The sequence below is a fragment of the Agromyces albus genome (genome assembly GCF_030815405.1).
GTDB lineage: Bacteria > Actinomycetota > Actinomycetes > Actinomycetales > Microbacteriaceae > Agromyces > Agromyces albus_A.
The window spans coordinates 1,495,271-1,519,157 of the sequence record NZ_JAUSWX010000001.1 but is presented as its reverse complement, the minus strand read 5'-3'; the positions used below and the strand labels follow the sequence as shown (position 1 = coordinate 1,519,157).

The 23,887-nt window shown below is 69.0% G+C and carries 24 protein-coding genes; 3 read left to right on the top strand and 21 right to left on the bottom strand.

The features are described from left to right. From QFZ29_RS07115 to dusB, 5 genes are all read right to left on the bottom strand, one after another. Entirely contained in the window at positions 1 to 1,095 is a 1,095-nt protein-coding gene (locus QFZ29_RS07115; RefSeq protein ID WP_306893489.1) for an ABC transporter permease, read from the bottom strand. 84 nt (positions 1,096 to 1,179) lie between these two features. Further along, positions 1,180 to 2,811 (bottom strand): ABC transporter substrate-binding protein, encoded by a 1,632-nt coding sequence (locus tag QFZ29_RS07110; RefSeq protein WP_306893488.1) that lies wholly within the window; start codon positions 2,809 to 2,811, stop codon positions 1,180 to 1,182. A 187-nt stretch (positions 2,812 to 2,998) separates the two neighbouring features. Further along, positions 2,999 to 4,870, bottom strand: a complete 1,872-nt coding sequence (gene dnaG, locus QFZ29_RS07105; protein WP_306893487.1) for a DNA primase — start codon at positions 4,868 to 4,870, stop codon at positions 2,999 to 3,001. 42 nt (positions 4,871 to 4,912) lie between these two features. Next, positions 4,913 to 6,190, bottom strand: coding sequence for a deoxyguanosinetriphosphate triphosphohydrolase (locus tag QFZ29_RS07100; RefSeq protein ID WP_306893486.1), 1,278 nt, complete (start codon positions 6,188 to 6,190; stop codon positions 4,913 to 4,915). Beyond that, positions 6,162 to 7,319, bottom strand: a complete 1,158-nt coding sequence (gene dusB / locus QFZ29_RS07095; protein ID WP_129520460.1) for a tRNA dihydrouridine synthase DusB — start codon at positions 7,317 to 7,319, stop codon at positions 6,162 to 6,164. The genes QFZ29_RS07100 and dusB overlap by 29 nt, the downstream gene beginning before the upstream one ends. 92 nt (positions 7,320 to 7,411) lie before the next feature. On the opposite strand from dusB, the gene QFZ29_RS07090 reads away from it, so the two are divergent. Next, complete coding sequence (locus QFZ29_RS07090) at positions 7,412 to 7,894, top strand: aminoacyl-tRNA deacylase (RefSeq protein ID WP_306893485.1); 483 nt, start codon at positions 7,412 to 7,414, stop codon at positions 7,892 to 7,894. A 34-nt stretch (positions 7,895 to 7,928) separates the two neighbouring features. Here the strand turns inward: QFZ29_RS07090 and QFZ29_RS07085 are convergent, their stop codons facing one another. Both QFZ29_RS07085 and QFZ29_RS07080 read right to left on the bottom strand, forming a co-directional pair. Further along, entirely contained in the window at positions 7,929 to 8,054 is a 126-nt protein-coding gene (locus tag QFZ29_RS07085; protein WP_306893484.1) for a hypothetical protein, read from the bottom strand. Then, positions 8,051 to 8,716, bottom strand: a complete 666-nt coding sequence (locus QFZ29_RS07080; RefSeq protein ID WP_306893483.1) for a DsbA family oxidoreductase — start codon at positions 8,714 to 8,716, stop codon at positions 8,051 to 8,053. The genes QFZ29_RS07085 and QFZ29_RS07080 overlap by 4 nt, the downstream gene beginning before the upstream one ends. 76 nt (positions 8,717 to 8,792) lie before the next feature. On the opposite strand from QFZ29_RS07080, the gene QFZ29_RS07075 reads away from it, so the two are divergent. Continuing rightward, positions 8,793 to 9,356, top strand: a complete 564-nt coding sequence (locus tag QFZ29_RS07075; RefSeq protein ID WP_306893482.1) for an AAA family ATPase — start codon at positions 8,793 to 8,795, stop codon at positions 9,354 to 9,356. 8 nt (positions 9,357 to 9,364) lie between these two features. On the opposite strand, the gene QFZ29_RS07070 is transcribed toward QFZ29_RS07075, so the two are convergent. After that, the gene (locus tag QFZ29_RS07070; protein WP_306893481.1) at positions 9,365 to 10,171 is read right to left on the bottom strand and encodes an isoprenyl transferase; all 807 of its coding nucleotides are present in this window, start codon (positions 10,169 to 10,171) and stop codon (positions 9,365 to 9,367) included. Beyond that, a complete protein-coding gene (recO, locus tag QFZ29_RS07065; RefSeq protein WP_306893480.1) occupies positions 10,168 to 10,905 on the bottom strand; it encodes a DNA repair protein RecO in 738 nt (245 codons plus the stop codon). Before recO ends, QFZ29_RS07070 begins: the two co-directional genes overlap by 4 nt. A gap of 62 nt (positions 10,906 to 10,967) precedes the next feature. Between recO and QFZ29_RS07060 the strand changes: the two genes are divergently transcribed. Beyond that, complete coding sequence (locus QFZ29_RS07060) at positions 10,968 to 11,627, top strand: trimeric intracellular cation channel family protein (protein ID WP_129520465.1); 660 nt, start codon at positions 10,968 to 10,970, stop codon at positions 11,625 to 11,627. 49 nt (positions 11,628 to 11,676) lie between these two features. Here QFZ29_RS07060 and leuA read toward each other — a convergent pair whose 3' ends face one another. From leuA to dnaJ, 12 genes are all read right to left on the bottom strand, one after another. Continuing rightward, positions 11,677 to 13,452 (bottom strand): 2-isopropylmalate synthase, encoded by a 1,776-nt coding sequence (gene leuA / locus QFZ29_RS07055; RefSeq protein WP_306893479.1) that lies wholly within the window; start codon positions 13,450 to 13,452, stop codon positions 11,677 to 11,679. 204 nt (positions 13,453 to 13,656) lie between these two features. Further along, positions 13,657 to 15,054 (bottom strand): ABC transporter permease, encoded by a 1,398-nt coding sequence (locus tag QFZ29_RS07050; protein WP_306893478.1) that lies wholly within the window; start codon positions 15,052 to 15,054, stop codon positions 13,657 to 13,659. Then, positions 15,051 to 15,812 carry an ABC transporter ATP-binding protein gene (locus QFZ29_RS07045; RefSeq protein ID WP_306893477.1) on the bottom strand — a complete coding sequence of 254 codons (762 nt, stop codon included), beginning with the start codon at positions 15,810 to 15,812 and terminating at the stop codon, positions 15,051 to 15,053. The genes QFZ29_RS07050 and QFZ29_RS07045 overlap by 4 nt, the downstream gene beginning before the upstream one ends. 85 nt (positions 15,813 to 15,897) lie before the next feature. Next, a complete protein-coding gene (locus QFZ29_RS07040) occupies positions 15,898 to 16,563 on the bottom strand; it encodes a response regulator (RefSeq protein WP_306893476.1) in 666 nt (221 codons plus the stop codon). Next, positions 16,560 to 17,750, bottom strand: a complete 1,191-nt coding sequence (locus tag QFZ29_RS07035; protein WP_306893475.1) for a sensor histidine kinase — start codon at positions 17,748 to 17,750, stop codon at positions 16,560 to 16,562. Before QFZ29_RS07035 ends, QFZ29_RS07040 begins: the two co-directional genes overlap by 4 nt. A gap of 109 nt (positions 17,751 to 17,859) precedes the next feature. Further along, a complete protein-coding gene (era, locus tag QFZ29_RS07030; protein WP_241843070.1) occupies positions 17,860 to 18,753 on the bottom strand; it encodes a GTPase Era in 894 nt (297 codons plus the stop codon). Beyond that, entirely contained in the window at positions 18,746 to 20,062 is a 1,317-nt protein-coding gene (locus QFZ29_RS07025) for a hemolysin family protein (protein ID WP_306893474.1), read from the bottom strand. Before QFZ29_RS07025 ends, era begins: the two co-directional genes overlap by 8 nt. 2 nt (positions 20,063 to 20,064) lie before the next feature. Further along, entirely contained in the window at positions 20,065 to 20,526 is a 462-nt protein-coding gene (gene ybeY, locus QFZ29_RS07020) for an rRNA maturation RNase YbeY (RefSeq protein ID WP_306893473.1), read from the bottom strand. Next, complete coding sequence (locus QFZ29_RS07015; protein WP_306896640.1) at positions 20,523 to 21,536, bottom strand: PhoH family protein; 1,014 nt, start codon at positions 21,534 to 21,536, stop codon at positions 20,523 to 20,525. Before QFZ29_RS07015 ends, ybeY begins: the two co-directional genes overlap by 4 nt. Before the next feature lie 73 nt (positions 21,537 to 21,609). Continuing rightward, entirely contained in the window at positions 21,610 to 21,969 is a 360-nt protein-coding gene (locus tag QFZ29_RS07010; protein WP_129520475.1) for a histidine triad nucleotide-binding protein, read from the bottom strand. Between the two features lie 24 nt (positions 21,970 to 21,993). Then, complete coding sequence (locus tag QFZ29_RS07005; RefSeq protein ID WP_306893472.1) at positions 21,994 to 22,728, bottom strand: 16S rRNA (uracil(1498)-N(3))-methyltransferase; 735 nt, start codon at positions 22,726 to 22,728, stop codon at positions 21,994 to 21,996. A 6-nt stretch (positions 22,729 to 22,734) separates the two neighbouring features. Further along, complete coding sequence (gene dnaJ / locus QFZ29_RS07000; RefSeq protein WP_306893471.1) at positions 22,735 to 23,832, bottom strand: molecular chaperone DnaJ; 1,098 nt, start codon at positions 23,830 to 23,832, stop codon at positions 22,735 to 22,737. Positions 23,833 to 23,887 lie beyond the last annotated feature (55 nt).

Below are 23,887 nucleotides of genomic sequence, written 5' to 3'. Positions count from 1 at the left end.
TCAGTACCTCACCCTCGGGTCGATGAACGCCGCGATGATGTCGACGACGAAATTCGTGAGGGCGACGATCACCGCGAGCAGCACCACGATGCCCTGGACGGCGACGAAGTCACGGGACTCGAGGAACTCGGCGAGGATGAAGCCGAGGCCCTTCCACTCGAACGTGGTCTCGGTGAGCACCGCGCCCGAGAGGAGCAGTGCGATCTGCAGGCCGATGACCGTGACGATCGGGATCAGCGCCGGCCGATAGGCGTGCTTGCGCAGCAGCCGAGACTCGGCGACCCCGCGTGAGCGCGCCGCATCGACGTAATCGGTCGCGAGCGTTCCGATCACGTTCGTGCGCACGAGCCGGAGGAAGATGCCGCCCGTGAGCAGGCCGAGGGCGATCGCCGGCAGCACGGCGTGCGCGAGCACATCGCCGAGGACCGCGGGGTCGCCGGTCATCAGTGCGTCGATCGTGTAGAAGCTCGTCTTGTTCGGCAGGACCTGCATCTGCAGTTCGGCGCTCACGCTTGCGCGCCCTGCGACGGGAAGCCATTTGAGCCACACCGCGAAGATGAGCTTCAGCAGGAGGCCCGCGAAGAAGATCGGCACGGCGTACCAGAGGATCGCGAGCACGCGGAAGACCGCGTCCTGCGGCTTGTCGCGGTGGTAGGCGGCGAGGCGGCCGAGTGGGATGCCGACCGCGAAGGCGATGATGAGTGAGTAGGCAACGAGCTCGAACGTCGCCGGCCCGTAGGTGGTGAGCACGTCGATGACCGGACGGTTCGTCGTGAGCGTCGACCCGAAGTCGAAGGTCGCCACCTGGCCGAGGTATTCGAAGTACTGGATGAAGAGAGGCCGGTCGTAGCCTGCAGCCTCGCGGAGCGCGGCAAGGGCCTCGGGTCCGAGGCGCCCGCCCTGTGCGGCGGTGATCGGGTCGCCCGTCGTTCGCATCAGGAAGAAGACGAGGGTGACGAGGATGAAGATGGTCGGGAAGATCAGCAGGAATCGGACGAGCAGATAGCGGCCGAACCCACCGCCCTGCGATTTCGGCTTCGGTCGGCCCGCGGCGGGCGCTCCCTCGGCGACGGGCGCGGTGTCAAGTGTGCTCATGGAATCCTCGGGGTACAGGGGAACGGGGGCGACCCGCGGTAGCAGATCGCCCCCGTCGTCGAGCTTCAACGACTCTAGTCGGAACTAGCCCTTTGACAGAGCGGCGTACCGGAACTTGAACGAGCCGTCGAGGGTGTCTTCGGCCCCTTCGATGTCAGTTCCGACAACGGCGACCTGGGCTCCCTGCATGTACGGGATCGTGGAGAGGTCAGCCGCGACCTTGTCCTGGATCTCGCCGATGAGTGCTTCGCGCTCTGCCGGGTCCTGCGTGACCGCCTGCTCGAGGATCAGGTCGTTCACCTCGGGGTTGTCGTAGTGGTTCACGAGGAAGTTCTCCTTGAGGAAGAACGGCGTGAGGTAGTTGTCGGCATCCGAGTAGTCGGGGAACCAGCCCATCTGGAAGACGGAGTAGAGGTCGGCAACGCGGTCCTCGGAGTACTGGACCCACTCGGTGGATTGCAGGTTCACCGTGAACAGGCCGCTCTCCTCGAGGTTCTCCTTGATGACCGCGTACTCATCGCTCGACGACGGTCCGTAGCGCTCGGCCACGTACTGGATGTTGAGCGCGACCGGCGTCGTGACACCTGCTGCCGCGAGCCGTTCGGCGGCCCGGTCTGCATCGGGCGCGCCGTCGCCATCGCCGTACAGCTCTTTCAGCGCCTCGTTCGCGCCGGCGAGCCCCTCGGGCACGTAGGAGTACAGGGGCGAGAAGGTGCCCTTGTAGACATCTTCCGAGATGGCATTGCGGTCGATGAGGTCGGCGATCGCCTGGCGGACGGCGAGGGCCTTGACCGGGTCGGCTTCGGCCGTCGTGGCACCGAACGGCATGGTGTTGAAGTTGAACACCAGGTAGCGGATCTCGCCACCGGGGCCGTCGACGACCTGGACGTTGTCGTTGCCGCGGAGATCTTCGATGTCGGTCGCACTGAGGGTGCGGTTCGCGACGTCGATATTGCCCTCCTGCACGTCGAGCTTGAGGTTCGACGCATCGGTGTAGTACTTGACGTTCACGGTCTCCGTCTTCGCCGGAGCGAGGAGACCCTTGTAGTCGGGGTTCGCCTTGTACGAGATGAGGTTGTTGAAGTCGTAGCTCGTGATGACGTACGGCCCGGCGAACGCGTTCGCCTCGACGATCTCCTCGTCGGGAGTGAGTGCGTCGGCCGCGAAGACCTCGTCGTCGACGATCGCGCCGGGGAAGCTCGTGAGGATCTTCGGGAAGACCTGGTCGTTCTCGGCCTTCAGATTGAAGACGACGGTCGTGTCATCGGGAGCATCGACGCTGTCGAGGTTGTAGAGCAGCGACGACGGGCCGTTCGGGTCGGCGATGGCGAGCTGGCGGTCGAAGGTGAACTTCACGTCGGCGGAGGTGAGATCGTTGCCGTTCGCCCATTTGAGGCCTTCGGGAAGCGTCACCGTGTACTCGCTCGGGGAGGTGAACTCAGCCGATTCGGCGAGGTCGGGCACCACTTCGGTGCTCTGATAGTCGGTGTTCAACAGGTACGGAAAGACCTGCGTGTGCACCGCGAGCGAACCGTTGTCGTACGAACCGGCCGGGTCGAGCGCCGTGACCTGCTCGGTGGTGCCGATCGTCAGCGTGCCACCGCCGGTTTCGCCACCGCCGCCGCCAGGCGTGCAGCCGGCGAAAGCGAGAGCTGCCACCGAGACACCGGCCGCCGCGATGAGTCCGCGACGCCGGTTCATGGATGCGGATGTCATATCCGTCTACCTCTTCCTGTCAGGAATGAAGCGCGCAGCAGTGAACCGCGGCGCGTTCTCGTATACCCCAGACCTAGCACACGAGGCCCGGATGTTGCATCGAGGGCCGTCGAAACGGAGGAATATTTACCGATCTGCAATCTTTTACGCACACGATCCGCGTGGAGAGCCCGGATGACGGATGGACTCACTCGGCTCGAAGCGCGCGCCGCTCGGTCTCGAGCTCGACGAGTGCGCGCTGCAGCGTCGCGAACGTCGCGGCGTCGCTCGGGTCGGTGCGCTGGAGCCGCCCGAGCAGTTCGGACTTCTGGCGCAGGAGCTCGCGATCGACGAGTGCGCTCACGACGCCTCGCACATAGGACGCGAGCTCTGCCTCATCGCGCTGCGGAACGGGCGCGACCGCGAGCTGCTGCACGACCCCCGCAAACGGGGCCGGCACCTCGGCGACGACCCGCTCGATGCGGATGGCGGGATCGGGCGAGGCGAGCACCGACGCGATGCCGTCGCGCACGACCGCGAGCGATGCGTTGCCGAATCGGCTGTCGGCCGCGTGCCGCAAGAGGTCGTGGCCCACGGCGTCGGGGAATTGCAGCATGGCCTGGAGGGCATCCCGCTCGAGGCGTGTGGAGGGGTCGCTCGGCAGCTCGGTGATCGAGAACGGGCGCTCGGCGGCATCCGTCGCCCCCGACTGGACCGAACCCGCACCGGATGCCGCCGACCCGCCCTCACTGCCCGGCTTGGGCCGCCCTGTGGCACCGCGCACCGCACGAGTCACTTCGGCGAGTTCGAGCCCGAGCATGCGAGCGAGCTCTCGCGTGTACCCGGGCCGGAGCGACGGATCGCGGATGTCGGCGACGATCGGCGCGGCCGCCCGCAGTGCCGCGACGCGGCCCTCGACGGTCTCGAGGTCGTAGCGGGTGAGCGTGTGACGGATGACGAACTCGAACATCGGCTGACGAGAGTCGACGAGCGAACGCACCGCGGCATCGCCGCGTGCCAGTCGGAGGTCGCACGGGTCGAGCCCGTCGGGCGCGACCGCGACGAAGGTCTGCGCGGCGAAGCGCTGCTCCTCGGCGAAGGCCCGCATCGCCGCCTGCTGCCCGGCCGCGTCGCCGTCGAAGGTGAACACGACCTCTCCGAGTCCGGAGTCGTCACCGAGAACGCGGCGGAGCACCTTGATGTGATCGACGCCGAAGGCGGTGCCGGATGTCGCGATCGCCGTCGTGACACCGGCGAGATGGCACGCCATCACGTCGGTGTACCCCTCGACGACGACGACGCGATGGGTCTTGGCGATGTCGCGCTTGGCGAGGTCGAGGCCATAGAGCACTTGCGCCTTGTGGTAGATCGCGGTCTCGGGAGTGTTCAGGTATTTGGGGCCCTGATCGTCGTCGAGAAGGCGTCGCGCGCCGAACCCGACGGTCTGCCCGGTGACGTCGCGAATCGGCCACACGAGACGGCCGCGGAACCGATCGTAGACGCCGCGGTCGCCCTGCGAGACGAGACCGGCCGCTGCGAGCTCCTCGGTCGTGAACCCCCGCCTCTTCAGGTGGTTGGTGAGCGCGTCCCAGCTCTTCGGTGCGAAGCCGACACTGAATCGCCTCGCCGCCTCGGCATCGAACCCGCGTTCGCCGAGGAACCGCCGACCCACCTCCGCCTCGGGCGACCCGAGCTGCTCGATGAAGTACTCGGCAGCCGCCTGGTTGGCGGCGAGGAGTCGCGCGCGGTTGCCGTGATCGGACGCCTGCCCGCCGTCTTCGTAGTGCAGCTCGAAGCCGATGCTGCCGGCCAGCCGCTCGACCGCCTCGGTGAAGGAGACGTGGTCCATGCGCTGGAGGAAGGTGTAGACGTCGCCGGATTCACCACAGCCGAAGCAGTGGTAGTAGCCGAGCCCCGGCCGCACGTGGAAGCTCGGACTGCGCTCGTCGTGGAAGGGGCAGAGACCCTTCAGCGAGCCGACGCCCGCGGACTTCAGGCTCACGTGCTCGCCGATGATGTCGGCGATGTTCGTGCGGGCCTTCACCTCATCGACATCGCTCTGTCGAATGCGGCCCGCCATGGACTTCATCCTAGTTCGCCGGGCAGGCGGGGAGGGCTGCCATCAGCGCTGCACGAGCCGTTCGTACCAGGCGAGCGCCGATTGGTCGGTGAGGCTCGCGACCTGGTCGACGACCACGCGCTGGCGCGCCGCGTCGTCGGCGGCAGCAGCCCAGTCGGTCGAGAACCCCGGGTCGAGCTCGGCTCCATTGCTCGCGAGCAGCACGTCGGCGAGATCGGCGAGGATGCGTCGCTGCTGGGTGTAGATGGGCTGCCTGGTGTTGCGGGACATCACGAACGTCGCGACGATCCCCTTCAGCACCGCGATCTCGGCCTGGACGTCGAGCGGAATGACGATGTTCGCGCCGAACCGCACGAGGCTCGCGCTGGGATGTGCGGCGAGCGTCGCTGACATGGCGCCGTGTACGAATCGGCCGATGAGCTGGCTCGTGAGGTTCTTGAGCGCTCCGAGATCGTGACGCGAGCCACTCCACGCGACCGGCCAGCCGTCGAGCCGGTCGAGCCGGTCGAACGCGGCGATAAGGCCGTCGTGACCGATCTCGCCACCGATCCACTCGTGCATCGAGTCGACGAGCGCATCGTGGTCGACGCGGCTGCCGAGCGCTGCGACGTCGATGTAGCCGTTCACGATCGCGTCTTCGAAGTCGTGCACCGAGTAGGCGATGTCGTCGGAGAGATCCATGACCTGGGCTTCGATGCAACGCACGCCCTCGGGAGCTCCCTCGCGGAGCCAGGTGAACACCTCGACGTCGTCGGTGAAGAAGCCGAACTTCGCACGGCCGCTCGGATCGGCGACCGACGACTCGGCCGGCCACGGATACTTGCAGCTGGCATCGAGGCTCGCGCGCGTGAGGTTCAGCCCGTAACTGCGACCGTCGGCGCCGAAGACCTTCGGCTCGAGTCGCGTGAGCAGGCGCAAGGTCTGTGCGTTGCCCTCGAATCCCCCGATGTCGGCCGCCCAGTCGTTGAGCGCGCGCTCGCCGTTGTGACCGAACGGCGGGTGCCCGAGGTCGTGCGCGAGGCACGCGGTGTCGACGACGTCGGGGTCGAGGCCGAGGCTCTCTCCCAGCTCGCGACCCACTTGGGCGACCTCGAGCGAGTGCGTGAGCCGGTTGCGTGCGAAATCGAGGCCGGCGGTGGGGCTCAGCACCTGGGTCTTCGCGGCGAGCCGACGAAGCGCACTCGAGTGCAGCAGGCGCGCGCGGTCGCGGGCGAAGTCGCTTCGGGGTGAGGAATGCTGCTCGGGCAGCCAGCGGTCGGCGTCGAACTCGGTGTAGCGCCCCACGTTCGAATCAGCCGCCACTGGTGTCCAATTCTGCATCGACGAGGGTGACCCGATCGTCGCCGACGAGCTCTTGCGAGTCGAGCCAGCGCTCGGGCAAGGCCGGCTTCTTCGGCGTGCCGGCACGCCCCCGTGGCCCCTCGGCGCCTTCGCCCGGGTAGGGCGTCGACCAGTCGAGCGTGCCGAGCAGTTCGTCGAGCTGCTCGAGCGACTCGACCGTTGCGAGGCGCGAGCGAAGCTCACCGCCCACGGGGTAGCCCTTGAAGTACCAGGCGACGTGCTTGCGGATGTCGCGGCACCCCCGCTCCTCGCTGTCGAAGAACTCGGTCAGCAGCTCGGCGTGCCTGCGGAAGGTCTGCGCGACCTCGCCGAGCGAGGGCGTGGCCGTTCGCGCCTCGCCGCGGAACGCTGCAGCGAGATCGCCGAAGAGCCACGGCCGGCCGAGGCATCCGCGCCCGACGACCACGCCGTCGCAGCCGGTCTCTGACACCATGCGGAGCGCGTCGTCGGCCGACCAGATGTCGCCGTTGCCGAGCACCGGCACGCTGGTGACCGTCTCTTTCAATCTCGCGATCGCCGACCAGTCGGCCTCGCCCGAGTAGAACTCGGCGGCCGTGCGCGCGTGCAGCGCCACGGCCGCAACGCCGGCGCCCTCGGCGATGCGGCCGGCCTCGAGGTAGGTGAGGTGGTCGGAGTCGATACCCTTGCGCATCTTGATGGTGAGGGGCACGTCGCCGGCGGCGCGCACCGCCCCCTCGACGATGCCCCGGAACAGCCCCGTCTTCCACGGCAACGCGGCGCCGCCGCCCTTGCGGGTGACCTTCGGCACGGGGCATCCGAAGTTCAGGTCGATGTGGTCGGCGCGATCTTCGGCCACGAGCATCGTGACGGCTTCGGCGACCGTCTTCGGGTCGACGCCATAGAGCTGGATGGAACGCGGGACCTCTGACTCGTGGTGCGTGATGAGCCGCATGGATTCGGTGGTGCGCTCGACGAGCGCGCGCGACGTGATCATCTCGCTCACGTAGAGGCCGGCGCCGAACTCGCGACAGAGCCGACGGAACGCCGTGTTCGTGATGCCCGCCATGGGGGCAAGCACGACGGGCACGTCGAGTTGGAGCCCGCCGATCGTGAGCGGGCCCGCGGGAAGCGTGGTGATCGATGACATCACCGTCGATTCTCCCAGACTTGCAGCGCCCGGCGCCCACCGGCCGCTTGCGCGCCTAGGATTCCGAGGAGGACCAGACTGTGGAGGACGAGATGACCGACGGTGAACTCATCGGTGCGGACCGCGTGCGAGCGGATGCCGCGGCGCGCGGCCTCGAGGTCGACATCATCGAGCGGCCGGCCGCCGGCAGCCTCGAGGAGGCCGCCGAGCTCATGGGCATCACGCCGGCCGACATCGTGAAGTCGCTCGTCGTCAAGCGCAGCGACGATACCTACGTCTTCGCGCTCGTGCCCGGCGGCCGCAAGATCTCGTGGCCCAAGCTCAGGGCGCTGCTCGGTGTGAACAAGCTCCAGCTTCCGGATGCCTCGCTCGCGCTCGCGGCGACGGGATACGAGCGCGGCACCATCACGCCGCTCGGCTCGACGACCGCGTGGCCCGTCGTGGTCGACGCCACGATCGCCGGGCGCCGCGTATCGATGGGCGCGGGCGAGCACGGTCGCAGTCTCTTCGTGGATGCCGACCGGCTCGTCGACGCGTTCGATGCCACGGTCGCCGACATCACCGACCCCGAGTAGCCGGGCGGACGGACAGGCCGACGCGCTGGCCGCGCTACTCCGTGGAGGCTCCGGGGATGTAGCAGACGTCGCCGTCGCACACCATCGCGGACGGGTCGCCCGTCACCATCGTGAACGGCGACGGCGCTGCGGCATCCGTCGTCGTCGCTTCGTCGGTCACGCTGCGGTCTCGTCGCGCTCGCCGGCGACTTGCGTGAGCACCTGGGTGAAGACCTCGGCGGGCTGGGCGCCCGAGACGCCGTACTTGCCCTCGAACACGAAGAACGGCACGCCGTTGATGCCGTAGGCGCCGGCCTGTGCGATGTCGGCCTGCACGTCGGCGGCGAAGTGCCCCGACTCGAGCGCGGTGCGTGCCGCGTCGGCGTCGAGCCCGACCTCGGCCGCGAGCTCGACGAGATCGTCGATACGGCCGACGTGGCGCCCCTCGGTGAAGTACGCGCGCATGAGGCGCTCGGTGAGCTCGAGCTGCAGGCCCTGCTCCTTCGCGAAGTGCAGCAGCTCGTGGGCCTTCAGGGTCTTCGTGTGCTGGAGCGCGTCGAAGTCGTAGTCGAGTCCCGCTGCTGCAGCGACGCCCGTGACGTGATCGAGCATCTGGTGCACCTGCGCGGCCGGCAGGCCCTTGTGCTTGGCGAGGAAGTCGACCTCGGACCCGTGGAAGTCGACGGGAGTGTCGGGCGCGAGTTCGAACGAGTGGTACTCGATCTCGACGTCGGGGGCGTCGGCGCCGAGCGCGGCGATGCCGCTCTCGAGGTGCCGCTTGCCGATGTAGCACCACGGGCACGCGATGTCGGACCAGATGTCGATCTTGATGGCCTCACTCACGATGTATGCGAACGGATGTTGCCGTCCGCCTATTCCCGCACCGGAATGCGGCGACGTCGTTGGATACGCTCGGATGATGCTCAGCCCCTCCGACCCGCTCCCGCTTCGACCCCGACGGGTGATCGTCGCGGGCACGAGCGGTTCGGGGAAGTCGACGTTCACGCGGAGACTCGCAGCCGCCTCCGGCATCCCGTACCAGGAGATCGACGCCTTGCGGCACGGGCCCGGCTGGACCCCGCGCCCGAGCTTCATGGAAGAGGTCGCCGCCTTCACGTCGCGAGCCGAATGGGCCACCGAGTGGCTCTACGCCGACGCGCGGGACCTTCTCGCGTCACGTGCGCAACTCCTCGTGTGGCTCGACTACCCACGGCCGCTCGTGATGTTCCGCGTGCTGCGGCGCACGGTCAGGCGACAGGTGCGTCGCGAGGTGCTCTGGAACGGCAACGTCGAGCCGCCTCTGCGCACGGCGTTCACCGACGCCGACCACATCGTGCGCTGGGCCTGGCGCACGCATTCGACGTGGTCGTCTCTCGTCGAAGGCGCCGCGGCGAGGCATCCGCAGCTCACGATCGTGCGGCTCCGAAGCCCTCGCGAGGCGGAGACGTGGCTCTCGGGAGCGTTCGCGCAAGCCGTGCGGTAGCGCAGCGCTCACCCCGCGGTCGGCGCGTCGACCGCGCCGCCGAACCGGCGGTTGCGGGCCGCGTAGACCTCGATCGCCTGCCAGAGCTCGGTGCGCGAGAAGTCAGGCCAGAGCGTGTCGAGGAAGACCATCTCGGCGTACGCCGACTGCCAGAGCATGAAGTTCGAGGTGCGCTGCTCTCCGGAGCTGCGAACGAAGAGGTCGACGTCGGGCAGCTCGGGTACGTAGAGGCGCTTGGCGATGAGCTTCTCCGTGACGGCGGAGGGGCGGATGCGCCCGGATGCCACGTCGTCGGCGATCGAGCGCACGGCGTCGGCCAGCTCGTTGCGACCGCCGTAGTTCACGCACATCGTGAGGGTGAGCGTGTCGTTTCGGGCGGTGAGCTTCTCGGCGTACTGGAGCTCGTTGATGACCGACGCCCAGAGCCGAGGGCGCCGCCCCGCCCAGCGGATGCGCACGCCCCACTCGTTGAGCTGGTCGCGACGCCGGTGCAGCACGTCGCGGTTGTAGCCCATGAGGAAGCGCACCTCCTCGGGTGAGCGCTTCCAGTTCTCGGTCGAGAACGCGTAGACCGAGACGTGCTTCACCCCGGCCTGGATGGCACCCGCCACGACATCGAGGAGGGCCGCCTCCCCCGCCTTGTGTCCTTCGATGCGCGTGAGTCCCCGGCGGTTCGCCCACCTGCCGTTGCCGTCCATGACGATCGCGACGTGGTTCGGCACGGCGCCCTTCGGAAGCTCGGGAGGATAGAGGCCCGTCCAATCGATCGGCCGGTAGGGCACCGCGTCACGATGGGTGTAGGGCTTCGGGCTCACGGGGCCGCCGTTTCTCGGTCGACGTGGGACAGCGAGCGGAGGCCGCGCTCGAGGTGCCACTGGGTGTAGGCGGCGACGATGCCGCTCGCCTGGTTGCGGTCGCCCTCGCCGGCCGCCTCGGCAAAGGCCCAATCTCCGGCGAGCAGGGCGCCGAGCAGGGCGACGGTCGAGCGGGCGATGCGCGGCGTGCCGGGCGGCGCATCGTCATCGCAGACCACTCCGCCGAGCTGCACGACGACCGCCGTGTGCTCACCGACCTTGCCGCAGCGCGCGCAGTCCTGGAAGCTCGGCGCCCACCCGGCGAGGGCGAGGGCGCGCAGCAGGTAGGAGTCGAGGGTGAGGCTGGCACCGTGCTCCAAACGCGAGAGCGAGCGGAGCGCGCCGACGAGCAGGAGGTACTGCTGCAGCGATCCCTCGTCTTCGGTGAGCTTGTCGGCCGCCTCGACCATCGCGTTCGCCGCCGTGTACGACCCGTAGTTCTGGGTGATCTCCGCGCCGTAGGAGCCGATCGACTCCGCCTGGGTCACGACGTCGAGGGTGCGGCCCTCGTAGAGCTGCAGGTCGGCGACCATGAACGGCTCGAGTCGCGCACCGAACTTCGATCCGGTTCGGCGCACTCCCTTCGCGACCGCTCTGACCTTGCCGTGCCGGCGCGTGAGCAGCGTGAGGATGCGATCGGCCTCACCCAGCTTGTGGGTGCGGAGCACGACGGCTTCATCTCGATACACGGGCACAATCGATTATCTCGCGTTCCGGGCCGCGCACGGCCGAGGCGCTCGCGTGATTCACTGGTGCCGTGACCTCGGCCCTGTTCATCATCCCCCTCTGGCTCGACCTCACGGCCGTCGCCGTCGGCGCCATCCAGGGCGCGATGTTCGCGGCCCGCCTCACCGAGCGCCGCATCGACCTGCTCGGCGTCGCCCTCATCGGCGTGATCGTCGGACTCGGCGGCGGCCTCATGCGCGACCTGTTGCTGAACCAGCTCCCGGCGGCGATGGCGAGCAATTGGTACCTGCCGGTCGGCACCGCAGCCGCCCTGCTCGGGATGCTCCTGCTTCGCGTGTTCGCCCGGCTCAACGGCCTCATCATCGCCCTCGATGCCGTGACGATCGGGCTCTTCGGCGCGATCGGCACCTCGAAGGCGCTCGCCTACGGCGTGCCCGTCGTCCCCGCGGTGTTCGTGGGCGTGCTCTCAGCGGTCGGCGGTTCGATCCTGCGCGACGTCGCCCTCAACCTGCCGATCGCCCTGATGCACGTCGGATCGCTGTACGCGGTCGCGGCGACCGTGGGCACGACGCTGCTCGTCGTGCTCGTCGCGATGGGAACGCCCATCATCGCGGCTGCCACGGCGTGCGTCGTCGTCACGACGCTCATCAGGCTGGGCTCGGTGCGTTACGGCTGGAGCCTTCCCGAGCAACGTGCCCTCGGCAGCTGGAAGGTCTGGCGACGCGCTTGAGGGAACACGGATGCCGCGAGCCCGACGTGGGGCTCGCGGCATCCGATCGCTAGGCGGTGACGGTCTCGAGCTTGTCAGCCTTGACGGGAGCTCCGCGCAGCGCCCGGTTGACGGCGGAGACGACGGCCTTCAGCGACGCGGTGGAGATGTCGCCGTCGATGCCGACGCCCCACAGCACCCGGCCCTCGACCTCGAGCTCGACATACGCGGCCGCCTGGGAACTGCCGCTCGCGGCGAGCGTGTGCTCGACGTAGTCGCGGAGCCGCACGTCGACGCCCTCGGCGCCGAGCACCGCGAGGAACGCCGAGATGGGTCCGTTGCCGTTCGCGTCGGCCTCGACTCGCTCTTCGCCGTCGCGTAGTCCGACGTGCACGTTGACGACCCCGTCGAGCGCGCTCTCGGTGCGCAGCGACAGCAGCTCGAAGCGGCCCCACTTCTCGTCGGGGTGGTCGGCGGGAGCGGGCAGGTACTCGTCGTTGAAGATGCGCCAGATGTCGGCACTCGAGACCTCGCCGCCCTCGGCATCGGTCTTGGCCTGCACGACGCCTGAGAACTCGATCTGGAGGCGTCGCGGCAGGTCGAGCGCGTGGTCGGTCTTCAGCAGGTAGGCGACGCCGCCCTTGCCCGACTGGGAGTTGACGCGGATCACGGCTTCGTAGCTGCGGCCCAGGTCTTTCGGGTCGACCGGCAGGTAGGGCACGGCCCATTCGAGCTCGTCGACGGTGACGCCGCGCCGGGCCGCCTCTGCGTCCATCGCCTCGAAGCCCTTCTTGATGGCGTCTTGGTGGGAGCCGGAGAACGCCGTGTAGACGAGGTCGCCCGCCCACGGGTGCCGCTCGGGCACCGGCAGCTGGTTGCAGTACTCGGTGGTCCGCTTGATCTCGTCGATGTCGGAGAAGTCGATCTGCGGGTCGATGCCCTGCGTGAACAGGTTCACGCCCAAGGCGACGAGGTCGACGTTGCCCGTGCGCTCGCCGTTGCCGAAGAGGCAGCCCTCGATGCGGTCGGCGCCGGCGAGGTAGCCGAGCTCGGCCGCCGCGATGGCGGTGCCGCGGTCGTTGTGGGGGTGCAGCGAGACGATGACGTTCTCGCGGTGGGCGAGGTGCCGCGACATCCATTCGATCGAATCGGCGTAGACGTTCGGCGTCGCCATCTCGACCGTCGCCGGGAGGTTGATGATGACCTTGCGCTCGGGCGTGGGCTCGAAGATCTCGAGCACCTGGTTGCACACGTCGACGGCGAACTCGAGCTCGGTGCCTGTGTAGCTCTCGGGCGAGTACTCGTAGTACACGGTCGTGCCGGGAACGGATGCCTCCATCTCGCGGCACTTGCGAGCGCCGTGGAGGGCGATGTCGATGATGCCCTGCTTGTCGGTGCGGAACACCACGTCGCGCTGCAGGATGCTCGTGGAGTTGTAGAGGTGCACGATCGCCTGCTTGGCACCCGCGATCGACTCGTAGGTGCGCTCGATCAGGTGGTCGCGCGCCTGGGTGAGCACCTGGATGGTGACGTCGTCGGGAATCGCGCCCTCGTCGACGAGGCTCCGCACGAAGTCGAAGTCGGTCTGGCTCGCACTCGGGAAGCCGACCTCGATCTCCTTGTAGCCCATGCGCACGAGCTGGTCGAACATGATGCGCTTGCGCTCGGGGCTCATCGGGTCGATGAGGGCCTGGTTGCCGTCGCGCAGGTCGACGGCGCACCAGCGGGGCGCGCGCTCGATGCGCTTGGACGGCCACGTGCGATCAGGGAGCTCGACGCGGATCTGCTCGTGGAACGGGCGGTACCGATGAACCGGCATCGACGACGGCTTCTGGGTGTTCTGCATTGGGTGCTCTTCTCGCTTACGGATGGGTTTCAGCCGACGACGAACTCCGCAGCGAGGGAGGCCTGTGAACTAGGACTCGCTGCGGCAGCTAAGAAGGAGCAGGCCGGGAAGCACGCGTCAAGGCTAACACCGAGGACGCGTGCTCGCGAAACATGACGCTGAACGGATGCCGCAGGCGCCGTGGCATCCGTTCAGCGTCGTCGTTCACTCCACCGCGAGTGCCACCACCGGCGAGACCCGCATGGCGCGGCGAGCCGGCGCGATCGACGCGACGAGGGTCAGCACGCCTGCGGCGACGAGGAGCCCGCCGAACAGTGCCCACGGAATGCCGGGCAGCACGAACGTCGTCCCACCCTGGACGCCGCCGAGCAGGGCCTGCGCGCCGGCCCACCCGTAGCCGAACCCGAGGACGATGCCCATCGCCGTCGCCGCAAGGGTCAGCGCCCCGCTCTCCACGACGATCATGCGCCGGAGCTGTCGACGGTCGAACCCGAGCGCGCGCAACAGGCCGAGCTCCCGAGTGCGCTGCATCACACTGAGGGAGAGGGTGTTCACCATGCCGATCGCGGCGATCAGGGCGCTGAAGCCGATCAGCACCGTGAAGATCGCGATGGTCGCGTTCAGCATCTCGTCGATGCCGGCGTACACCTCCGGTCGCACCTGCTGCGCGGCGAGGAGCATCGCGCGATAGGACTCCATCGCGACGGCGAACGTCGTCACGAGCGTCACGCCGATGACGAGCCCGATGGTCATGCGCGAGCTCCGCTCGGGATGGCGCACCGCGTTCTCGGCCGCGAGACGAGCGGAGGGCGAGCCTCCGAAGAGGCGACCGACGAGGCGAAGGGCCGGCGGCATGACGACGTGGGCGGCGAGCACGATCCCGGTGAACGAGACGACGCCGCCGAACACGGCGACGAGCATCCACGCGGGGTTGGTCGGCCCCCAGATGACGCCGGCGACGAGCATGCCGAGGCCGAGGACCGACAACACGATGGCGCTGACGTTGCGACCGCGCCCTCGACCGAGTTCCTCGCGGTCCTGCTCGTTCGAGTTGCCGATCGCCTGGATCGGCCGCACCCGGAGCACGCGCCGGGAGCCGACCCACGAGGCGAGCCAGGTCGTGATGACGACCGCGACCGCAGGCAGCACGACCCAGACGTTCAGGTACGCGTAGTCGGTCACCGGCATGAGCTCGTTCGCGACGGCGATCTCGTCGAGCGCGAACGCGACGCCCGTGCCCAGCACGACGCCGATGGCCGCCCCGGCCACGCCGACGAGCAGCCCCTCCCTGGTGATCTGCGCACGCTGGGTGCGGGCACTCGAGCCGACGAGCCGGAGCAGTGCGATGAGCCGGGTACGCCCGGCGACGACGGTCGACACCGTGTTCGCCGTGACGACCGCGCTCACGTAGATCGCGATCACGATGAACACCATCGCCACGACACCGAGCATGAGCGCCACGGTGATGCTCCCGCCGGTGACGTCGTCGGCAGCGATCGCGGCACCGAGCAGGCCGGTGATGTGGAGCAGCGCGACCCCGAAGGTGGCGGCCAGCGCAGCGACGAGGAGCGTCGGCCACTGGTCCTTCAGCCGAGTGCTCACGCCGCGACCTCCATCGCGAGCATGAACGTCGAGATGTCCTCGGGCGTCGATCGCGCCGAGTCGCGCACGATCCGGCCGTCGGCGAGGAAGAGGATGCGGTCGGCGTGGCTCGCTGCGATCGGGTCATGCGTGACCATCGCGATCGACTGGCCGTATCGGGCACTCGCGGCGGCGAGGAGGCCGAGCACCTCGCGCCCGGTGCGGGAGTCGAGGTTGCCGGTGGGCTCGTCGGCGAACACGAGGTCGGGGCGGGTCGCGAGGGCGCGCACGATCGCGACCCGCTGCTGCTGCCCGCCCGAGAGCTCGTGCGGCCGGTGGCCGAGCCGCGCACCGAGACCGAGCGTCTCGAGCAGCTCGTCGATCCACGCCTGCTCCTCGCGGCTCGGGCGACGGCCGTCGAGCTCGAACGGCAACATGACGTTGCCGCGCACATCGAGGGTCGGCACGAGGTTGAACGACTGGAAGATGAACCCGACGCGCCGGCGGCGGAGCACGGTCAATGCACTGTCGGAGAGCTCGGTGATGTCGGTGTCGCCGAGCCACACTCGGCCCGAGCTCGGCGTGTCGAGGCCGGCCATGATGTGCATGAGGGTCGACTTGCCTGAGCCCGACGGGCCCATGATGGCGGTGAACTCGCCGCGCCGGAGCCCGAGCGAGACGTCGTCGAGCGCGGTGACCGCTCCCGCGCCCTCCCCGTAGTGCTTGCCGAGGGTCGCGACGCGAGCGATGAGGCCGAGGTCTGAGGGTTGGATCTGCATGACATCGAAGCTACGGAGGCGGCCGCGGTGCGGCATCCGGCGGTCGGATGGTTCGCCGTCATCCTCGAGGATGACGCGGGCCGGGTCAGCTGCCGAGGTCGTGCTCGTAGCCGAACACGACGAGCTGCACGCGATCGCGGAGACCGAGCTTCGCGAGGATGCGGCTCACGTGCGTCTTCACGGTCGCCTCGCTCAGGAACTCGGATGCCGCGATCTCGGCGTTCGAGAGCCCGCGCGCCGCGAGGGCGAAGATCTCACGCTCGCGCGGCGTGAGCCCCGTCCAGGCCGCAGGAGCCGGACGGCGCCCGCTCCCCCGGCCCACGTGGGCGAACAACTCTCGCGTGGCCGAAGCGGCGATCACCTGGTTGCCCTGGTGGACGGTGCGGATCGAGGCGAGCAGGAACTCGGGGTCGGCATCCTTCAGCACGAACCCGCTCGCTCCGGCCCGAATCGCCCGGGCGGCGTTCTCGTCGAGGTCGAAGGTCGTGAGCACGAGGATCCGCGGCGGCGTGCGCCCCTCGAGGTCGGCCTCGGCGAGGATGCGCTCGGTCGCCGAGATGCCGTCGAGCACCGGCATCCGAACGTCCATCAGCATCACGTCGGGCCGGGACCGGGCGGCGAGGGCGATACCGGAGGCCCCGTCGCCCGCCTCTCCCGCGACGTCGAGGTCGGGTTGCGACTCGACGAGCATGCGGACGCCCGCACGGAAGAGGGCCTGGTCGTCGACGAGTGCGACGCGGATGGTGCTCATGCGATGCTCCCTAGCTGGACGGGGATGCGGGCGCGGAGCCGGAATCGCCCGTCGTCGCCGGCCTCGGCGCTCAGTGATCCGCCGGCGAGTTGCGCGCGTTCGCGCATGCCGGGAACGCCGTGCCGGATGGTGTGCGGCTCGGTCGGAACGGAATCCGGGTGCATGGCGTTCACGACCTCGAGCTCCACACCTGCTGCATCCCACGCGAAGTCCACGAAGACCGGCTCCGCGCCGTCGCCGTGACGCAAGGCGTTCGTGAGGCCCTCCTGCACGATCCGGTACACCGCGATCTGGTGACCGGTGCCGAGTTGACGGCGCTCGCCGGTTTCCGTGAAGCGCACGTCGAGGCCCGCGGCGCGCACCTGCTCGAGCAACTCGCCAAGGTCGTCGAGCATGGGCTGCGGGGCGCCGGCCTCGTGGTGGCGCAGTTCGGCGAGTAGCATCCGCACGTCGCCCAGGGCGCCGCGCGCGACGCCCGCGATCGTGCCGAGCGCCTCGATGCCCGCCTCGGGCCTCGACGGCGCGGCGAACCTCGCGCCGTCGGCCTGTGCGATGACGACGGCGAGCGAGTGCGCGACGACGTCGTGCATGTCTCGGGCGATGCGATTGCGCTCCTGCTCCACCGCGTAGCGATACTCGACGAGCGCGCGCTCGCGCGTGGCGGTCTCCTCGCGTCGCCGTACCTCGCGGGTGTCGCGCACCGAACGCACGAGCAGGCCCGTGGTCCACGCGAGCACGAGCACCGCGATCGACGCGACGAAGAGCACGGCGGCGAGGAGCACCGTGCTGAACGGGTCTCCCGAGGCGAAGCCGGCGTTGTCGAGGAGCGGCTTCACGACCGCGAGGTACCCGGTCGCCAGCAGCGCCCCGACGCCGGCCGAGGCGAGGCCGAGCCACTTCAGCACCCGCCCGCCGTGCGCGGCGGTCGAGTAGAGCACGCCGAGCACGGCAGCGTCGTAGAGCTGCAGATCGCGCAGCATCGTCATCTGCAGGAGCGCGGCGCCCCAGGCGATCCCGAGCGACCAGGCAGTCGCCCGGCGACGCACCACGAGTGCTGCCGCGAAGGCGGCGAGCACCACGAAATCGGGCCAGCCGCCGAGTGCCGCGAACGGCAGGCAGAGCACCGCGAAGACGCCGGCCAGCACGGCATCCGTCGTGAACCGGGCACGGCTGGTCGAGGTGGGCACCGATCCACCGTACGCGCCCGGTCGGGCTCCGCCTTCACGACGCCCGCGGAATCATCCTAGCGATGTATCCCCCGGAGAGGTGAGGACAGGCGCAGGCTCCCAGAAGTGCTCAGAAGCCGAGGCGCCCCAGTTGCTTGGGGTCGCGTTGCCAGTCCTTGGCGACCTTCACGTGCAGGGCGAGGAAGACCTTGCGGCCGAGGAGGCCCTCGATCTGCACCCGAGCGGTCGCCCCGACCTCGCGGAGCCGCGCGCCGCCCTTGCCGATGATGATGCCCTTCTGGCTGTCGCGCTCGACGTAGAGGTTGGCGTACACCTCGACGAGGTCCTTGTCGTCGCGCTCGATGACGTCGTCGATGGTCACGGCGATCGAGTGCGGCAGCTCGTCGGAGACGCCCTCGAGCGCCGCCTCGCGCACGAACTCGGCGATCCGCTCGTTGACGTCTTCGTCGGTGAGGATCTCGGCCGGGTAGAGCTCGTGCTCCGCGGTCGGCATGAGCGCGAGGAGCTCGTCGACGAGCACCTCGAGCTGCTCGCCGCGCGGCGCCGAGACCGGGACGATCGAGTCCCATTCGCGCAGTCGCGAGACCGCGAGGAGCTGCTCGGCGACGTGCGCCTTCGATGCGGCATCCGTCTTCGTCACGATCGCGACCTTCTTGGCCCTCGGATACTGCTCGAGCTGCTCGTTGATGTAGCGGTCGCCCGGACCGATCGCCTCATTCGCGGGAACGCAGAACGCGATCACGTCGACATCGCCGAGCGTCGACTGCACGAGCGTGTTCAGTCGCTCGCCGAGCAGCGTGCGCGGGCGGTGCAGCCCCGGCGTGTCGACGAGGATGAGCTGTCCGCGTTCGCGATGCACGATGCCCCGGATGGCGCGCCTCGTGGTCTGCGGCTTCGAGCTCGTGATCGCCACCTTCTCGCCGACGAGGGCGTTGGTGAGCGTCGACTTGCCGACGTTGGGCCTCCCGACGATCGAGACGAATCCGGCACGGTACTCAGCCACGGCTGTTCCTTCCTTCGGGGTCGCCCGACTCGAACGCGGTCTGCGCATCGATCAGCGCCTGGTCGCGTTCGACGAGGATGGTGGAGATGCGCTTTCGGCGGCCCTCGGTGCGCTCGGCTTCGAGCAGGAGGCCAGAGACGGTCACGCGCTCGCCGGGCTGCGCGAGGCGGCCCAGCTCTTTGGAGAGCAGCCCGCCTGCAGAGTCGACGTCTTCATCCTCGAGGTCGAGGCCGAAGAGCTCGCCGAGCTCGCCGATCGGCAGTCGCACGTTCACGCGATACCGCCCCGGCTCGAGTTCCTCGACCTGGGCGGCCTCGCGATCGTACTCGTCGGAGATGTCGCCGACGAGCTCCTCGATGAGGTCTTCGAGCGTGACGAGTCCGGCGATGCCGCCGTACTCGTCGACGACCATCGCGAGGTGGTTCGATTCGAGCTGCATCTGGCGGAGCAGCGCGTCGGCTTTCATGGACTCGGGCACGAAGACCGCTGGGCGCACGAGCTCGCCGACGGTGAGGCCCTCGGCATCGAGCGGTTGTTCGAAGCCGAGTCGTGCGAGATCTCGCAGGTAGAGGATGCCGGTGACGTCGTCGGCGTCGCGCTCGACGACCGGGATGCGCGAGTAGCCGGCCCTCAGGAACAGCGCCATCGCGTGCGCGAGGTGCTCGGAGGCGTCGATCGTGACCATGTCGGTGCGCGGCACCATGACCTCGCGCACCACGGTGTCGTTGAACGCGAAGATCGAGTGGATGAGCTCGCGGTCGCCCTCCTCGAGCACGTCGAGCTCGGTCGCCTCGTCGACCATGCTGAGCAGTTGCTCCTCGCTCGACACCCCGGCGAAGCGGATGCGGCCGGGCGTGACTCGGTTGCCGAGCGTGACGAGCGCTCCCGCCAGCGGGCCGAGGAGCACGCGCAGGAAATGCACGAGCGGAGCCGTGAGACGGAGCACCGTGGGCGAGTGTGCACGGCCGACGCTGCGCGGGCTCGCCCCCACGAGCACGAACGAGACGGCGGTCATGATGAGCGCCGAGTACAACAGCACGAGCCAGATGCTCTCGATGAAGAAGGTGAACGCGAGGGTCACGAGCACCGCCGAGGTCGTCTCGGCGATGATGCGCATGAAGTTCACCGCGTTCACGTGGGCGCCGGTGTCCTCGGCGATCGCGAGGAGCGAGCGGCGCGCCCGCGACCTGAAGCCCAGGTCGGTGATGTCGGCGCGCGAGCTCACGCCGATGGCCGAATCGACGGCGGCCATCAGACCGCCGAATGCCACGAGCACGAATGCCGCTCCGAGGAAGAGCCAGGGCTCCATGGTCAGCGGCGCCGCTCCTGCATGGAGAAGCCGACGAGGATGTCGCGCTGCACGCCGAACATCTCCTTCTCCTCGGCTGGCTCGGCATGGTCGAACCCGAGCAGGTGGAGGATGCCGTGGGTCGTCAGCAGCAGGAGCTCGTCGATGAGCTCGTGGCCTGCCGTCTGCGCCTGCGCTTGCGCGACCTGCGGACAGAGCACGATGTCGCCGAGCAGGCCCGGCGGGGTGGGCTGGTCTTCGGTGCCTGGGCGCAGTTCGTCCATGGGGAAGCTGAGCACGTCGGTGGGGCCCGGCTCATCCATCCACTGCACGTGCAGTTGCTCCATCGCGCCCTCGTCGACGAGCACGATCGCGAGCTCGGCGTCGGCGTGCACGTGCATGGCGTCGAGTGCGTACACGGCGAGCCGCTGGATGGCGCTCTCGTCGACCGCGATGGCCGACTCGTTGTTGATCTCGATGCTCACGTGTTCTTCCTCGGCTGGTGATCGCGTGGCGCGTGACCCCGTCGTTCGGCGCGGTTCGCGAACTCGCGAGCCTGATCACGCTCGAACCGCTGGGCCTGCGTGCGCTGGTCGTACTCGGTGTAGGCATCGACGATGCGGCCGACGAGCGAGTGGCGCACGACGTCGTCGCTCGTCAGCCGGATGAACTCGATGTCGGCGACGTTGTCGAGGATGCGGGTGACGAGCCGCAGTCCGCTCGCGCCGGTCGGGAGGTCGACCTGGGTGATGTCGCCGGTGACGACCATGCGCGACCCGAACCCGAGACGGGTGAGGAACATCTTCATCTGCTCGGGCGTGGTGTTCTGCGCCTCGTCGAGCACGACGAACGAGTCGTTGAGGGTGCGGCCGCGCATGTAGGCGAGCGGAGCGACCTCGACCGTGCCCGCGGCGAGCAGCTTCGGCACGAGCTCGGGATCCATCATCTCGTTGAGCGCGTCGTAGAGCGGGCGGAGGTAAGGATCGATCTTGTCGGTGAGCGTGCCCGGCAGGAAGCCGAGGCGCTCCCCCGCCTCGACGGCGGGGCGGGTGAGGATGATCCGACTGACCTCTTTGCGCTGCAGCGCCTGCACGGCCTTCGCCATCGCGAGATACGTCTTGCCCGTGCCGGCCGGACCGATGCCGAAGACGATCGTGTGCTCGTCGATCGCGTCGACGTATTGCCGCTGGCCCTCGGTCTTCGGTCGGATGGTCTTTCCGCGACTCGACACGATGACCTGCCCGAGCATCTCGGACGGCTTGGCATTGGGATCGGCTTCGAGCATTCGGGCCGAACTCCTCACTTCGGTGGGTGTCGGATCCTGGCCGTTGCGAACGAGCGCCAGGAGTTCTTCGATGAGTCGGCGCACGCGCGTGCGACCGTCGACGTCGCCGCGGATCGCGATCTCGTTGCCGCGCACGTGCACTTCGACGCCGGGGTTCTCGCGCTCGATGCTCGAGAGCAGGCGATCCTGCGGGCCGAGGAGGCGCACCATGGCGATGCCGTCGATGGTGAGGCGCTCTTCATCGTCGCGCGCGGGCTGCGGCGCGGCGCCCTGGCCGATCGGATCAGTCGCCAAGCGAAGTCTCCTCGAGCCCTCCGCCGAGCACATGTGCGTGCACGTGGAAGACGGTCTGGCCGGCGTCGGGCCCGGTATTGAAGACGAGTCGGAACTGGCCGTCGGCGAGCGAATCCGCGACCTCGTGCGCTGCGGCGACGAGTTCCGCGAGGAGGCCGGGGTCTCCGGCTGCGAGTTCGACGACGTCGCGGTAGTCGCCGGCCTTCGGCGTCACGACGACGTGCACCGGCGCCTTGGGCGCGATGTCGTGGAACGCGATCACGCGCTCGGTCTCGAGCACGATGCGCGCGGGAATCTCACGAGTGGCGATCCGCTCGAAGAGGGAGGGCCGTGCACCGGAGTCGCTCATGCCACCATCGTAGCGATCGATGGCTCACCACCGCCCGAGCGCAGCGTTGAGCACGGCGATCGCGGCCGGTCCGGCCGTCGACGTGCGCAAGACGGATGCCCCGAGTCGCACCGGCTCCGCGCCGGCCGCCACGAGTCGCTCGTGCTCGGGCGGCGCGATGCCGCCCTCGGGCCCGACGACGAGCGCGAGGTCGCGACCGTCGGGCCGGATGTCGGTGATGGGTGTCGTCGCCGTGGGTTCGAGCAGCAGCATCCGCGTGCCCTGCAGCAGACCGGCGAGGTCGCCCGTCGTCGTGACCGGCGCAACCGGCGGAAGCCAGGCCCTGATCGACTGCTTCACCGCCTCGCGAACGATGCTCGCCCAGCGCTGGCGCCCCTTCTCGGCCTTCGGGCCCTCCCAGCGCGACACCGATCGGGCGGCCGCCCACGGAACGACCGCGTCGACGCCCAGCTCGGTCGCCGCTTGCACGGCGAGCTCGTCGCGATCGCCCTTCGCGAGCGCCTGCACGAGCGTGATCCGCGTCTCGGGGGGTTCTTCGACGAGCACCTCTTCGACCTCGAGCGCGAGTTCGCGGGCCCCGGTGGAGACGACCACGCCGCGCACGAGGATGCCGCGGCCGTCGCCGATCGCGATGCGCTCACCGGTGCGAACACGTGCCACGGTCACCGCGTGCCGCGCCTCGTCGCCGGAGAGCTCGACGGTCGCACCCGGTGTGACGGCGCCGAGTTCGAGCGATTCGTCGAGGTACAGGCTGCTCACGCCGGCCTAGCCGAGGAACCGGTCGCGGAGGCGCGCGAAGAGCCCCTGCTGGAAGTGTCCGAGCTCGGGCCCGTGCGATTTCTTCGAGGCGGCGAACTGCTGGATGAGATCGCGTTCCTTCGTCGAGAGCTTCGTCGGGGTCACGACCTGCACGCCGATCTTCAGGTCGCCGCGTCCGGTGCCGCGGAGCTTCGTGACGCCGCGGTCTTTCACGGTGAGGATCTCGCCGCTCTGCAGCCCCGCCCTGAGTTCTACGTCGACGTCTCCGTCGAGCGCGGGGATCGTCGTGCTCGTGCCGAGGATCGCGTCGGTCATCGCCACCTCGAGGAAGCACAGGAGGTCATCGCCGTTGCGGCTGAAGACCTCGTGGTTCTTGACCTTGATCTCGAGGTAGAGATCGCCGTTGGGGCCGCCGGCAGGTCCGGCCTCCCCTGAGCCGGGCATCTGCAGGCGAACACCCGTGTCGACGCCGGCGGGGATGTCGACGGGCACGGTTCGCCGGGCACGCACGCGACCCTGGCCCTGGCACGTGATGCACGGCGTGGCGATCACGGTGCCGTAGCCCCGGCAGGTGCCGCAGGGGCTCGACGTCATGACGTTGCCGAGCAGCGAGCGCACCGAGCGCTGGATCGAGCCGGTGCCGTGGCAGATGTCGCACGTGACGGGCGAGGTGCCCGGTTGGCAGCAGCTGCCGTGGCACGTGCCGCACGTGATCGCGGTGTCGACCTCGATGTCGCGGTGGGTGCCGAAGATGACCTCTTCGAGCCCGACCTCCACCCGGATGAGCGCATCCTGCCCGCGCTCGCGTCGCGACCGCGGCCCGCGAGTGGCCTGGCCGGCACCGAAGAACGTCTCGAAGATGTCGCCGAACCCGCCGAAGCCCTGCCCGCTGAAGCCGCCCTGCCCGCCCAGGTCGTACTGCTGGCGCTGCTTGGGGTCGCTCAGCACGTCGTAGGCGTGCGTTACCGATTTGAATCGCTCGGATGCCTCGGCTCCGGGATTCACGTCGGGGTGGAGCTCTCGGGCGAGGCGCCGATACGCCTTCTTGATCTCGTCGGGAGTGGCGTCGTGTGCGACGCCGAGGACCTCGTAGTGGTCGGCCACGGAGGGCTTGTCCTTTCGGTTGCCGGATGCAATGCGCCGGTGTCGCGGCGAATGA